Below are 13,019 nucleotides of genomic sequence, written 5' to 3'. Positions count from 1 at the left end.
ACCGCAACGTGCGATTCATCGAAGGGCACCAGCCCGCCAACGACCTCACGTACGACGACGTCTTCCTGGTCCCCGGCCGCTCGGCCGTGGACTCCCGGTTCGGGGTCGACCTCTCCACCTCCGACGGCACGGGCGCCACGATCCCCGTGGTCGTCGCCAACATGACCGCCGTCGCGGGCCGCCGCATGGCGGAGACCATGGCCAGGCGCGGTGGCCTGGTCGTGCTCCCCCAGGACGTGGCCCCCGAGGCGGTGGCCGAGATCGTGTCCTGGGTCAAGGAGCGGCACCCCGTGTGGGACACGCCGCTGGTCCTGTCCCCGAACGACTCGGTCGCGGACGCGTTCAACCTGCTGCACAAGCGCGCCCACGGCACCGTCGTGGTCGTCGGCCAGGACGGGCGCCCGGTGGGCACCGTCGACGAGCACGCCCTGGGCGGCGTGGACCGGTTCACCCGGTTGAGCGAGGTGGCCGACCACGACGTGGTCGTGCTGCCGCTGGACACCGCGCCGCGCGAGGTGTTCGAGCGGCTCGGCGCGCATCGGGCCGCGCTGGGCGTGGACGGCGACGGCAGGCTCAAGGGCATCATGACCGGCCTGGGCGCGCTGCGCGCCGAGGTCTACCAGCCCGCGCTGGACGCGGGCGGCAGGCTCAGGGTGACCGCCGCCGTCGGCGTGAACGGCGACGTGGCGGCGAAGGCCGAGGCGCTGCTGGCGTCCGGGGTGGACGCGCTGGTCGTGGACACCGCGCACGGGCACCAGGAGAAGATGCTGACCGCGCTGAAGGCGGTCAGGGCGCTGTCGCCGACCGTGCCGGTGGTGGCGGGCAACGTGGTGACCGCCGAGGGCGTGCGCGACCTGGTCGAGGCGGGCGCGGACGTGATCAAGGTCGGGGTCGGCCCCGGCGCCATGTGCACCACCCGCATGATGACCGGCGTTGGCCGCCCGCAGTTCTCGGCGGTGGCCGAGTGCGCCGCGCAGGCGCGTGAGCTGGGCAAGCACGTGTGGGCGGACGGCGGCGTGCGGCACCCGCGCGACGTGGCCCTCGCGCTGGCGGCGGGCGCGGCCAGCGTCATGGTCGGCTCGTGGTTCGCGGGCACCTACGAGTCGCCCGGCGACCTGCAGCGGGACGAGGCGGGCAGGCTCTACAAGGAGTCGTTCGGCATGGCGTCGAAGCGGGCGGTGAGCGCGCGCACCCGCACGGACAGCGCGTTCGACCGGGCGCGCAAGGGCCTGTTCGAGGAGGGCATCTCGTCCTCCCGGATGCGCCTGGACCCGACCAGGCCGGGCGTCGAGGACCTGCTGGACTCGATCACCTCGGGCGTGCGGTCGGCGTGCACCTACGCGGGCGCGACCACCCTGGAGGAGTTCCACGCGCGCGCCGTGCTGGGCGTGCAGTCGGCGGCGGGCTTCGCCGAGGGCAGGCCGCTCCCCGCTGGCTGGTGACCGGCCGCCCGGTCCACCCCCGCCACCACCGGTCGCAGGCCGGGACCGGGGCCTCCCGCACAGCGCGGGAGGCCCCGGTCGGGCCGGTCAGGACGAGTAGTCCTCCAGCATCTCGGTGACCAGCGCGGCGATCGGGGAGCGCTCCGAGCGGGTCAGCGTGACGTGCGCGAACAGCGGGTGGCCCTTCAGCTTCTCGATCACGGCCGCGACGCCGTCGTGCCGCCCGACGCGCAGGTTGTCGCGCTGCGCGACGTCGTGGGTGAGCACGACCCGCGAGTTGGCCCCGAGCCGGGACAGCACGGTCAGCAGCACGTTCCGCTCCAGCGACTGCGCCTCGTCGACGATGACGAACGAGTCGTGCAGTGACCGTCCCCGGATGTGGGTCAGCGGCAGGACCTCCAGCATCCCCCGGTCCATGACCTCTTCCAGGACGTCCTGGCTGACCAGCGCGCCGAGGGTGTCGAACACCGCCTGCGCCCAGGGCTGCATCTTCTCGGTCTCGGAGCCGGGCAGGTAGCCGAGCTCCTGGCCGCCGACCGCGTACAGCGGCCGGAACACGACGATCTTGCGGTGCTGGTTGCGCTCCATGACCGCTTCCAGGCCCGCGCACAGCGCGAGCGCCGACTTGCCGGTGCCCGCCCGTCCGCCCAGCGAGACGATGCCGACCTCGTTGTCCAGCAGCAGGTCGAGCGCGACGCGCTGCTCCGCGGACCGCCCGTGCAGCCCGAACGCCTCGCGGTCGCCGCGCACCAGCCGGACCTGCTTGTCGGCGGTGACCCGGCCCAGCGCGCTGGAGCTGCCCGCGAGCAGCCGCAGGCCGCTGTGGCAGGGCAGCTCGGCCAGCTCGGCGAGGTCGTGCTCGGCCGGGTCGACCGAGCCGTCCCGGTAGAGGGCGTCCACGAGGGACTGGTCGACGTCCACGTCGGACATGCCGGTGAACCCGGAGAGCGTGACGTCGTGCGCCCGGTACTCCTCGGCCGCCAGGCCCACCGCGCCCGCCTTGACGCGCAGCGGCATGTCCTTGGTGACCAGGGTGACGGTGGCGCCCTCGGCGGCGAGGTTCAGCGCGCAGGCGAGGATGCGCGCGTCGTTGGAGTCGGTGCGGAAACCGGCGGGCAGCACCTCCGGGTCGGTGTGGTTCAGCTCGACGCGCAGCGTGCCGCCGTGACCGCCGACGGCGATCGGGGCGTCGAGCCTGCCGTGGCGCAGGCGCTCCTCGTCGAGCAGCCGCAGCGCCTCCCTGGCGAACCACCCGAGCTCGGGGTGGTGCCGCTTGCCCTCCAGCTCGCTGATCACGACCAGCGGGAGGACGACCTCGTGCTCGGCGAACCTGGTCATCGCCGCCGGGTCGGACAGCAGGACCGAGGTGTCGAGGACGTAGGTGTGCTGGGCGGGCGCCTTGCGGCGCCGGGACGCGCTGCGCGTTGAGCCTGAGGAACGGCTCGCGGGTCGTCGTGCGTTCACGGCAACTCCTCACGAACGCGGCACCCGCGTCCGCTCCTCGCTGGGCCAGGCACTGTCCCGAATGGATGACCTCGTCCGACTAGCGGACGGCGCCTCCACGAGGGCCGGGTGCCTGCCCCCTCGCGCAAACCGCCACGTTCGGGACCTCCCCTGCACGGAGCGCAGTGGACGCGCCCCGCAAGTTCGGAAGCTACCTGCGGAACCCACGTTTCGGGGCGGCCGAACGGGTGTGAGATGGAAGCTTCACCTGCGCGCAAACCGCCGGAAAGATGGTTCCACCGGGGGCTTGCACTCCCCCGGACAGCGTCATCGGCACGCAACATTGCGTGATAGCCGCAGTTCTACGGCTTGACACCGGTCCGAGTGAGGGGGTTTACGCAGAGTTGCGGGGTAGCCAGGGCACGCCCGCCGCCAGCTCGACCTCCAGCGAACGGGGCACCAGCGGCTCGTCCAGCAGCCGCCGGAAGCGCTGGGCCAGCGGGCTGCCGGACGGGCGCAGGTCCAGCCAGGTTCCCACCAGCCGGACGCCCTCGACGTAGGTGGTGGTGTAGGCCCGCCACAGCGGGTCGGACAGGAACCGGACGAGCTGGCCCGCCCGCTCCCCCGGCACGAGCAGCCAGCGGCGCAGGAAGTCCACCACGTCGTCCGGGTCGGCGCCCCGGTCGTGCAGCATCAGCGCGGCGTCCTGGCGCACGGTCAGCAGCCCGGACAGCGCCGACTCGACCCGCTCGACGTGCCCGCCGTCGAACCGCAGCCCGATCGCGCCCAGCACCTCCTCGGCCCAGCGCCCCCAGCCGGGGCCGACGGCGACGTGCAGGCCCAGCTCGGCCGCGCCCTCGGAGACCAGGCAGCGGGGGCTGTTGACCAGGAACAGGGAGTGCTCGACGTGGCCGAGGCCGTCGACGAGGGTGGTGGTGCGGCGGCAGTGCTCGGTGTGGTGGCCGGGGTAGGCCTCGTGGGCGACCAGGTGCGGCAGGGTGCCGTAGCGGTGCCCCATGTCGGCGTTGACCGATATTCGCGACCGGTTGCCGCCCAGGTGGTGGGTGAAGCCGCTCCACGGCCGGTCGGTGACCACCTCGTGCTCGACGCCCTCGTCCGGCGGCAGCCCGAACTCCGGGGCGATCCGCGCGCGCAGGGCGTCGGACAGGGCGGTGACGGCGTCGGCGAGGCGGTGCCGGGGGACGGCGTCGGCGTCGCGGTGCTCGGCGAGGCGCAGCCGCAGCGGGCCGTCGCCGGGCAGCAGCTCGTCCAGGGCGGCGTGCGCGGCCCGGTAGGCGTCGGTGGAGCCGGGGTGGACGCGGACCTGGAAGTAGGCCCGCACCTCCTCCACGAAGGAGGTGCGGGCGCCGTCGAGGGAGCGGGCGGACTGCTCGGCCGCGGCGAGCTGGGCGTCCAGGAAGGCGACGCGCTCGGGCGCGAGGTCCGAGCTGGGCAGCTCCGCGCGCAGCAGGGCGGCCTGCGCGGCCAGGTCGGCCGGGCGCGGGGTCGGCTCGTCCGCCACGGCTCGGCGCAGCGCGGGGTCGCCGGTGTAGGCGTCCACGAGGCCGGGGACGAGCCGGTCGAGCCGGAGCCCGAGGGCGAGGTAGCCGCGCGCCAGGCGGTTGCCGTCCATGAGCAGGGGAGCTTACGAGCGGGCGGGCGGCTGCACCACGGTCACGCGCACGGGCGAACCGGCCTGGGGGAGGGCGTCACACGAAGGTGTCAGTGGTCAGGGGCGCCTCCCCGCCGCCGGTAGCTTCCGGCGCGATCGAAACCGCAGGTACACCCGCACTCCCGAGGAGTTCCCGTGCTGAAGAAGGCCGCTGCACTGCTGGCCGCCGCGACCGGTCTCACCATGATCGGCTCGCCCGCGTTCGCCGACCCGCTGGTGACGGTGCTGAGCGGCGCCACGACCGACGTGAACGCCGACGCCGACGCGAACGTGGGCGCCGACACGAAGGTCGCGGGCGGCCTGTGCGGCACCAGCGTGAACCTGGTCCAGGTCCCGCTGCCGCTGGCCGACGCCCCGTCGTCCAACAACTGCAACACCGGTGACGGCGGCGCGACCGGCGAGTCGCCGCTCGACGGCGTGACCGACGTGCTGGGCGGCTTGACCGGCATCCTGCCCGGCTGAGGTCCGGAGGCGCTCAGCCGACCCGGAACGACCCGGAAGCCCGCTGAGGACCGCGCGGTCCCGTCCACGGGCTTCCGGGCCGCCGGAAGCAGCGCCCCAGGGCCCCGCGCTCCCGCCGGGTTCCGGGGTCGTCCCCGTCCGGGGTCGTCCCCGCCAGGCGACCGCCGCTACCCGATCCCCGCCGCCGCCAACCCCGGAACCGCTCCCCCGCTCCGGCACCACGAACCTCCGGGCTTCGGGGGTCGGCCCCGGCGCCGCCGGGCCCTCAGGACCCGAAGCGCCGGTGCCGGATCGCGTAGTCGCGCAGGGCGCGCAGGAAGTCGGTCCTGCGGAACTCGGGCCAGTAGGCCTCGCAGAACCAGAACTCCGAGTGCGCCGACTGCCACAGCATGAACCCGGACAGCCGCTGCTCGCCCGAGGTGCGGATGAGCAGGTCCGGGTCGGGCTGGCCGGAGGTGTAGAGGTGCTCGGCGATGTGGTCCACGTCCAGGACCTCGGCCAGCTCCTCGATCGTCCCGCCGGTCTCGGCGTGCTTCTGCAGCAGCTTGCGCACCGCGTCGGCGATCTCCTGGCGACCGCCGTAGCCGACCGCCACGTTGACCTGGAGCCCCGTGCGGCCCCTGGTGCGCAGCGAGGCGGCGGACAGGCGGGCCGCGGTCTCGGTGGGCAGCAGGTCGAGCGCGCCGACGTGGCGCACCTGCCAGGGGTTGGCGGGCTCGGCCAGCTTGTCGACGATGTCGGCGATGATGCCGAGCAGCGGTTCGAGCTCCTTGGTGGGACGGGTGAGGTTGTCCGTGGACAGCAGCCACAGGGTGACCACCTCGACCTCGGCCTCCCGGCACCAGTTCAGCAGCTCCAGGATCTTGCGCGCACCGGCGAGGTGGCCGTGGGCGACGTCGTCGAAGCCCGCTTCCTTGGCCCACCTGCGGTTGCCGTCGAGCACCACGCCGACGTGGCGTGGTCGTTGTCTTCCGTCCAACCAGCGGGTGAGGCGGTACTCGTAGCCCTTGAGGAGGACGTTCTTGACGCGTTCGCGGAGACCCACGTCGAAAGAGCGTACGCCGGGTGGCTTCGGTCACGCGCCCGTGTGCTGACCGGTAAACCTACGCTCCCGTAACCTCACTCAGGTGACCGCGTCTACCGTTCCTTCGCAGCCCTCTCCGGCGCTGCGCCCCCGGATGCGGGGCTGGCTGCACCTCTGGTCGTTCGTGGTGTCGGTGGCCATGGCGGCGACACTGGTCGCCCTGGCGGCGACAACCGTGTCGGCGAAGGCGGCTTACTCGACAACCGTGTACGGCATCACGCTGATGGGCCTGTTCGGCGTCAGCGCCCTCTACCACCGGGTGAACTGGAAGAGCGTCAAGGCCCGGACGTGGATGAAGCGCATGGACCACTCGATGATCTTCGTGTTCATCGCCGGTTCGTACACGCCGTTCGCGCTGACCGCGATGCCCGCGTCCACGGGGTACACCGTGCTGTGGGTCGTGTGGCTGGGCGCGCTGGGCGGCGTGGCGCTGAAGATGCTGTGGCCCAACTCGCCCAGGTGGCTGGGCGTTCCCATCTACATCGCGCTCGGCTGGGTGGCCGTGTTCACCCTGCCGGACATGCTGGCCCACGCGGGCGTGGGCGTGGTGGCCCTGATCATCGCGGGTGGCCTGATGTACACGATCGGGGCAGTCTTCTACGCGACCCGCTGGCCGAACTTCTGGCCGGACGTGTTCGGGTACCACGAGTTCTTCCACGCGATGACGGTGCTCGCGGCGAGCTGCCACTGCGTGGCGATCTGGTTGTCGATCTACTCGTAGCCGAGGAGGCCGCGCTCTTCTGGATTCTCCAAAACCACGACCAGGCGCAGGTCGCCGACCGCTCCTTCTCCGGAGGACGCGGTCGGCGGCTTGGTCCTTGCGCGTTCCACCTCGGCCGAACCACGACCGACCGAGCAGCTCACCTCGGTCGCATGGCCGCGACGGAATGGGCTTGGCGAGCACTCCGCACCAGACCGACGAAGGCCGACGGCGTGATCACGCGGCTGTGACCGGTTAAGCGCCCCTCCGCTCCGGCCTGCAGAAAACCCTTGTCCCTCGTGACGCAGTAGACGTGGCAGAGCGGGTCGTCCGAGGAGATCTTTCGACATGCCCCGTAAACCATGCCGTCCTCGTAGTCCAGCGGCGGGTTTCCATCGGGGTAGTTGCCGCTTCCCAGCGTTCCACCGCTTGACCTGGCGATGGTGTCCGTGATGAGCACGTCCACGAGCGACTGGGCGTCCTCACCGGACCACCCCAGGCCACGCCGATCACTCGAGGGGGCCACACGGCGCGGGTCGGCTGCCTTCCCGCGCACGATCTTGTCGATGTGCGCGTTCGTCCACACCTCGAGGAGCTCGCCACCGGCGAACCGCCCCGAGGAGCAGACCGCCACCGCGCGCAACGAATCATTTGCACGGTCGGGATGAGGAAAGGACTCCCTGCTCAAACGGGCAGCAATCTTGTCGAACTTCTGCCAGGAGAAAGGCGGGCCGACGATTCGGGCCACGTCGAGGTAGATGTTGCAGTCAAAGACGACGACGTGCCGTCGCGGCTCATCTGTCACAGTCACGAATCCGTGTAGGCCCGACCAGGTTCGCGAACTATACCGTCAGCGTCGTACTCGTCGCCGATTTCAAGGCTTGCGCCGCCCCACGGGTTGTCACCTGGTTCATGCCACTCCTCCGACAACGACTGGAGAATGGCGTCGACGTCCACCGGAGGGACAGCACGGGGAGCGCGCAGGTGAACTCCGCCAACCGCCAGGTCCGAGGCTGTTCGCCCACCCAGCTTCCGGCTGGCGCGGTAGTAGTCCGCCATGGAATCAGCGGGGATCACGACACGACCTTCAGCATCGGCGGGCAAGTCGCCGCGCGCGTCCAACCAAGGCTGTTCCACATGGGTGAGCGCACTGAGCTCCTCCCCCGACATGGAGCCGTAAGAGCCCAGGACCAGGTCCACGAGGTTCGACGCCAACTCATCCAGCTCAACGGACTCGACCTCCTGCACGGCAGGGCGGCGACTGCCCTTCTCACGCCGGGAGTGCCACACCTGCGGTACGACGGGCCCGTCCTTCCAGGCCTTGATCTGCTCACCGAAGAGCGGTTCGTCGGTGACGGCCAAGTGCCACGCCTGGGTGTAGTAGAGGAGCTTCTGCAACCGCATCGCGTCCATCCACTCGCCGGAACGAGCGATGATCACCGAAGCGACGTCGTCAGCCGACAGCATCCCCTTCACGCTCCGCTCCACCACCAGAGGAACATCCCACCGTTCACCATGTTCAGTCTCCCATGACTACGGCAGCCACCAGTGCGTTCCCGAGTCGCGTAACCCAAACGTTCTAGTTCGCCACGATCGCGTCGCACGTGATTCACCACGTGTCACATCCCATGATCATTACTGCCCATCGCACGATCACTCCCGCGCTCCCTGATCACACCCGGCCCTCGGAACGCGGAGATCTCGCGCTGTCCATGATGGCCGTGATCAGCGCATAGGGGCAAACACCGTCAAGCTCACCCATTCAGGTGAGATTTTCCCGGCCCCAGGGCGCAGGGCCGCAGTTCCACGGCCCCACGTCCGACGTTGCCCTTACCGCCCCACCAGCGCCGCCGTCAGGTCCTCCACCGTCGTCACCGGCCGGTCGCACACGAAGCCCCGGCACACGTACGCCGCCGGTTCCCCGCCCACCAGCGGCCGGTCCGCCAGGAGCGGGGCCGTGTCGGGGTCGCCCGACACCACCACTCCGCCGCCGTGCACGCCCGACCAGGCCGCCGCCAGCAGGCTCGGGGAGCCGCCCACCAGTGCCACCTGCACCGGGCCCATCGCCAGCGCCTCCGCGACGCTCAGCCAGTGCCCGGCGAACCTCGGCTCCCGCGCCACCAGCAGCCCCGCGCGCGCCACCGCCCGCTCGGCCGCCTCCCGGTACTCCCCCGCCCTCGGCGCGCCCAGCGCCGACGCGGTCAGCAGCGCCCCCGCCAGCGACGACGCCCCGGACGGGCTCGCGTTGTCGGCCGGGTCGGCCGGGCGGTGGACCAGGGTCTCCGCGTCGTCGGCCGTGTCGTACCAGACGCCGGGCTCGTCGCCCGCGAAGCGGGCCAGCGCCACGTCCAGCACGTCGCACGCCGCCGTCAGCCACCGGGCGGTCCCGGTGACCTGGTGCAGCGCCAGCAGCCCGTCCGCCAGGCAGCCGTGGTCCTCCAGCACGCCTGCCGCGCCACCGGCCCGCCCGTCGCGGGAGGTGCGCAGCAGCCTGCCGTCGACCACGTGCAGGTCCAGCAGCAGCCCGGCGGCGCGCTCGGCCGCCTCCACCCACGCCCGCACGCCCAGCACCGCCCCCGCCTCGGCCAGCGCCGCGATCGCCAGGCCGTTCCACGAGGTCACCACCTTGTCGTCCCGCCCCGGCTGCTCGCGCTCGGCGCGCGCCGCCAGCAGGGCCGCCTTCAGCGCCGGGTCGGACTCGCCCAGCAGCCGCAGCGTGGACGCGCCGTGCTCGAACGTGCCCTCCTCGGTCACCCCGTACAGCGCGGCGGCCCGCGCGCCCTCCTCGGCGCCGAGCACCTCGACCAGCTGCTCCGGCGTCCACGCGTACGTCGCGCCCTCCACCCCGCCGGTGTCCGCGTCCAGCGACGCGGCGAACCCGCCCTCCGGGGTGAGCAGGTCGCGCAGCAGGAACCCGGCGGTGTCCGCCACGACCTCGCGGTAGCGCGGCTGGTCCGGGACCAGCCTGGCCAGGTGGGTGTACGCGCGCAGCAGCAGCGCGTTGTCGTAGAGCATCTTCTCGAAGTGCGGCACCACCCAGGACGCGTCGACGCTGTACCGCGCGAACCCGCCGCCGAGCTGGTCGTAGATCCCGCCGGACGCCATCGCGTCGCAGGTCAGCCTGGCCATGGACAGCGCCTGCACGGACCCGGTGCGCTCGTGGTCGCGCAGCAGGAACTCCAGCACCATCGACGGCGGGAACTTGGGCGCCCCGCCGAACCCGCCGTTGCCCCGGTCCAGGTGCCCGAGCAGCGACACGACCGCCCCGTCGAGCACGTCCGCGTCCACGGCCGCCTCGGGCAGCGGGGTGTGCGCGAGCTGGGCGACGATGCCCGCCGCCGACGCCCGCACCTCGTCGCCCTGCTCGCGCCACGCGTGCTCGATGGCCTCCAGGACCTGCCGGAACGACGGCATCCCCGGACGCGGGGTCGGCGGGTAGTAGGTGCCCGCGTAGAACGGCTCGCCGTCCGGGGTGAGGAAGCAGGTCATGGGCCAGCCGCCGTGCCCGCTGAGCGCCTGGGTGACCGACATGTAGACCGCGTCCACGTCGGGCCGCTCCTCGCGGTCGACCTTGACGTTGACGAAGTGCGCGTTCAGGTACTCGGCGGTCTCCGCGTCCTCGAACGACTCGTGCGCCATGACGTGGCACCAGTGGCAGGCCGCGTACCCGACCGACAGCAGCACCGGGACGCCGCGCTCGCGGGCCTCGGCGAACGCCTCCGGGCTCCACTCCCACCAGTGCACCGGGTTGTCGGCGTGCTGGAGCAGGTACGGGCTGGTCGCGGACGCGAGCCGGTTCGTCATGGTTCCAACCCTAGTCCCGACGCGCGAAGAAGGTCCGACAGCCGTGAACCCGGTTCGACGGCGCTCTCGGGGACAATCCGTTCAAACGATTAAACGGGAAAGGGAAAAGCGGTTTAGAACAATCCTTCTACCCGCTCCGACCTGCGGAAACATTCACCGCACCGCAACCTGAACGATCTTGACCCCACAGTTGGCGCACTGCTAGGGTTGATCCATTCCAATGGACCTCAGCCAGGGTCGACGACCGACCCGTGAATTGCCCCGGAGTCAGCTCGGAATAGGCCTGAGAAGAAGAAGGTGCCGCCCGCTCGCGGGGGCGGCACCTTCGGTGTCCCTCGACCGCGGTGGTGTGGCCGCTCGGATGAGGAGAGCCAGGGACCGTTCAGCGGTTTCCACCACCAACGTACCCCGGCCGAAGGAGCAGCGGCAATTTCCCGAGACCCCCTCATCGACCTGTTCAGCGGCCCGAGGACGGCCCCCTACCTCGCCCGGTGCGGCGGGGACGTCGGGCTCGCGGCCCGGTTGTACCGGTGGAACGGGCAGGTGACGTCGGCGTTCCAGGAGACCAGCGGCCACCTGGAGGTGGCGCTGCGCAACGGCGTGGCGCGGGAGCTGGAGCGGCGGCACCGCAGGCTCGGGCGGCCGGGGGCGTGGTGGGACGACCCGGCGCGCGAGCTGAACGTCGCGGCGCACCAGGCGATCGGCAAGGCGCGCACCGACCTGCGCAAGTGGGGCAAGCCGGTGACCGGCGACTACCTGGTCACCGCGCTCGGGTTCGGGTTCTGGCGCTACCTGCTGACCACCCGCTACACCAGCACGCTGTGGCCGAGCGCGCGCCGGGCGTTCCCGCACCTGCCGGGCAAGGACCGCAAGCTGGTGGAGCGCCAGGTCGGGAACCTGCACCGGCTGCGCAACCGCAACTCGCACGGCGAGCCGGTGTGGCACCTGCCGCTGCACGCGCTGCGCGAGGACCTGTACGACGTGATGGGCTACCTGAGCCGGGAGCTGGTCGCGTTCGCCGAGGTCGGCTGCCGGATCGACGGGCTGTTGGACGACTGTCCCGTGCGGCTGGGCCGGGGCGACGAGACCGGCTGGCGGGCGTGACGGTGCGGGGTCGGGAGCACGTGCCCCCGACCCCGCCCCGCGCTCGGGCTCAGTCCTTCTCCGGCGCCTCGGCGGCCGGTGCGGCGGAGTCCCCGCCCGCCTTCTTCTCGGCCTTGGCGGCCTTCGCGGCGGCCTTGCCCGCGGCGATGACGCTCGCGCCCGCGTTCGCGGCCACCGGCTCCTTCGCCTCGGCGCCCGCCCCGTCGGCCCCCTCGGCGCCGAACGACACCGGCAGCTTCTTCAGCTTCTTGTTCATCGACCTGACCAGCAGGAACACCGACGCCAGCAGCAGCACCAGCATCAGCAGGCCGACCGGGGAGGACTTGCCGAAGTCCTCCTTCTGGCCGCCGGGGTCGTTCTCCCTCGGCTGCTGCGCCACCACCAAGGCGGTGGTCTGCGACCACGGCACCGGGTTCACACCGTCACCCTCTCCCGAATTCCCGCGAACAGGTCGTCCTCCGGCACGGTGCTGTCGACCAGCGACCGGTGGAGCTCGTACTCCTCGGTGGGCCACAGCTCGCGCTGGAGCTCCAGCGGCACGGCGAACCAGCGGCTCGCCGGGTCGATCTGGGTGGCGTGCGCCAGCAGGGCCGCGTCGCGCTGCGGGAAGTAGTCCGCGCACTCGACCTGCGTGGTGACCCGCTCCATGACGTCGGGCTGGTCCTTGTTCCAACCGGACAGCCACTCGGTGTAGGGCGACTCCTCGCCCCTGGCCAGGATCGCCTCGTGGAAGGCGGTCAGCTTGGCCCGCGAGAAGCCGTGCGAGTAGTAGAGCTTGAGGGGCTGCCACGGCTCACCCAGCTCGGGGTGCGCGTCCGGGTCGCCCGCCGCGTCGAACGCGGCGATCGAGACCTCGTGGCAGCGGATGTGGTCGGGGTGCGGGTACCCGCCGTTCTCGTCGTACGTGACGATGACGTGCGGCCGGAACTCGCGGATCACCTCCACCAGCGGGGGCACCGACTCCTCCAGCGGCACGAGGGCGAAGCAGCCCTCGGGCAGCGGGGGCAGCGGGTCGCCCTCGGGGAGGCCGGAGTCGACGAACCCGAGCCAGCGGTGCCGGATGCCCAGGATCTCGGCGGCCCGCGCCATCTCGGCCTTGCGGATCTCGCCCATGTTGGCCAGGACGTCCGGCCGGTCCATCGCGGGGTTCAGGATGCTGCCCGCCTCACCGCCGGTGCAGGTCACCACCATGACCTCGTGACCCTCGGCGACGTACTTGGCCATCGTGGCCGCGCCCTTGCTCGACTCGTCGTCGGGGTGCGCGTGCACCGCCATCAGCCGCAGCTTCTCACCCATGCCGTGCAGTTC

12 protein-coding genes are annotated in these 13,019 nt (G+C 71.9%); 4 read left to right on the top strand and 8 right to left on the bottom strand.

Annotated features, from left to right (window positions below; all coding sequences use genetic code 11):
• Positions 1-8 precede the first annotated feature (8 nt).
• The gene (locus tag LV78_RS20390) at positions 9-1,442 is read left to right on the top strand and encodes a GuaB1 family IMP dehydrogenase-related protein (protein WP_253846850.1); all 1,434 of its coding nucleotides are present in this window, start codon (positions 9-11) and stop codon (positions 1,440-1,442) included.
• An 87-nt stretch (positions 1,443-1,529) separates the two neighbouring features.
• Here the strand turns inward: LV78_RS20390 and phoH2 are convergent, their stop codons facing one another.
• Together phoH2 and LV78_RS20380 are read right to left on the bottom strand one after the other, a co-directional pair.
• The gene (phoH2, locus tag LV78_RS20385; RefSeq protein WP_372494974.1) at positions 1,530-2,780 is read right to left on the bottom strand and encodes an RNA 5'-3' helicase PhoH2; all 1,251 of its coding nucleotides are present in this window, start codon (positions 2,778-2,780) and stop codon (positions 1,530-1,532) included.
• A 499-nt stretch (positions 2,781-3,279) separates the two neighbouring features.
• Positions 3,280-4,518, bottom strand: coding sequence for a DUF885 domain-containing protein (locus LV78_RS20380; protein ID WP_253846848.1), 1,239 nt, complete (start codon positions 4,516-4,518; stop codon positions 3,280-3,282).
• A 174-nt stretch (positions 4,519-4,692) separates the two neighbouring features.
• On the opposite strand from LV78_RS20380, the gene LV78_RS20375 reads away from it, so the two are divergent.
• Complete coding sequence (locus tag LV78_RS20375; RefSeq protein WP_253846847.1) at positions 4,693-5,019, top strand: hypothetical protein; 327 nt, start codon at positions 4,693-4,695, stop codon at positions 5,017-5,019.
• 265 nt (positions 5,020-5,284) lie between these two features.
• On the opposite strand, the gene LV78_RS20370 is transcribed toward LV78_RS20375, so the two are convergent.
• Entirely contained in the window at positions 5,285-6,064 is a 780-nt protein-coding gene (locus LV78_RS20370; protein WP_253846846.1) for an isoprenyl transferase, read from the bottom strand.
• 133 nt (positions 6,065-6,197) lie between these two features.
• On the opposite strand from LV78_RS20370, the gene trhA reads away from it, so the two are divergent.
• Positions 6,198-6,824 carry a PAQR family membrane homeostasis protein TrhA gene (gene trhA, locus LV78_RS20365; protein ID WP_301306962.1) on the top strand — a complete coding sequence of 209 codons (627 nt, stop codon included), beginning with the start codon at positions 6,198-6,200 and terminating at the stop codon, positions 6,822-6,824.
• Positions 6,825-6,963: 139 nt separating this feature from the next.
• Here trhA and LV78_RS20360 read toward each other — a convergent pair whose 3' ends face one another.
• The 3 genes from LV78_RS20360 to LV78_RS20350 all read right to left on the bottom strand — a co-directional run bounded on the left by LV78_RS20360 (position 6,964) and on the right by LV78_RS20350 (position 10,607).
• Complete coding sequence (locus LV78_RS20360) at positions 6,964-7,608, bottom strand: hypothetical protein (protein ID WP_253846844.1); 645 nt, start codon at positions 7,606-7,608, stop codon at positions 6,964-6,966.
• A 2-nt stretch (positions 7,609-7,610) separates the two neighbouring features.
• Entirely contained in the window at positions 7,611-8,270 is a 660-nt protein-coding gene (locus tag LV78_RS20355; RefSeq protein ID WP_253846942.1) for a Panacea domain-containing protein, read from the bottom strand.
• A 363-nt stretch (positions 8,271-8,633) separates the two neighbouring features.
• Positions 8,634-10,607: a thioredoxin domain-containing protein gene (locus LV78_RS20350; protein WP_253846843.1), complete on the bottom strand. Its 1,974-nt coding sequence runs from the start codon at positions 10,605-10,607 to the stop codon at positions 8,634-8,636.
• Positions 10,608-11,150: 543 nt separating this feature from the next.
• Here LV78_RS20350 and LV78_RS20345 point away from each other — a divergent pair.
• Positions 11,151-11,711: a hypothetical protein gene (locus tag LV78_RS20345; protein ID WP_253846842.1), complete on the top strand. Its 561-nt coding sequence runs from the start codon at positions 11,151-11,153 to the stop codon at positions 11,709-11,711.
• A 49-nt stretch (positions 11,712-11,760) separates the two neighbouring features.
• Here the strand turns inward: LV78_RS20345 and LV78_RS20340 are convergent, their stop codons facing one another.
• Both LV78_RS20340 and mca read right to left on the bottom strand, forming a co-directional pair.
• Positions 11,761-12,129: a hypothetical protein gene (locus tag LV78_RS20340; protein WP_253846841.1), complete on the bottom strand. Its 369-nt coding sequence runs from the start codon at positions 12,127-12,129 to the stop codon at positions 11,761-11,763.
• Positions 12,126-13,007, bottom strand: a complete 882-nt coding sequence (gene mca, locus LV78_RS20335; RefSeq protein WP_253846840.1) for a mycothiol conjugate amidase Mca — start codon at positions 13,005-13,007, stop codon at positions 12,126-12,128. Before mca ends, LV78_RS20340 begins: the two co-directional genes overlap by 4 nt.
• Between the last annotated feature and the right edge of the window lie 12 nt (positions 13,008-13,019).

The organism is Actinosynnema pretiosum (assembly GCF_024171695.1).
In the GTDB taxonomy this organism is placed as follows: domain Bacteria; phylum Actinomycetota; class Actinomycetes; order Mycobacteriales; family Pseudonocardiaceae; genus Actinosynnema; species Actinosynnema pretiosum.
The sequence above is the reverse complement of the archived record's forward strand: the minus strand, read 5'-3'. Positions and strand labels throughout refer to the sequence as shown.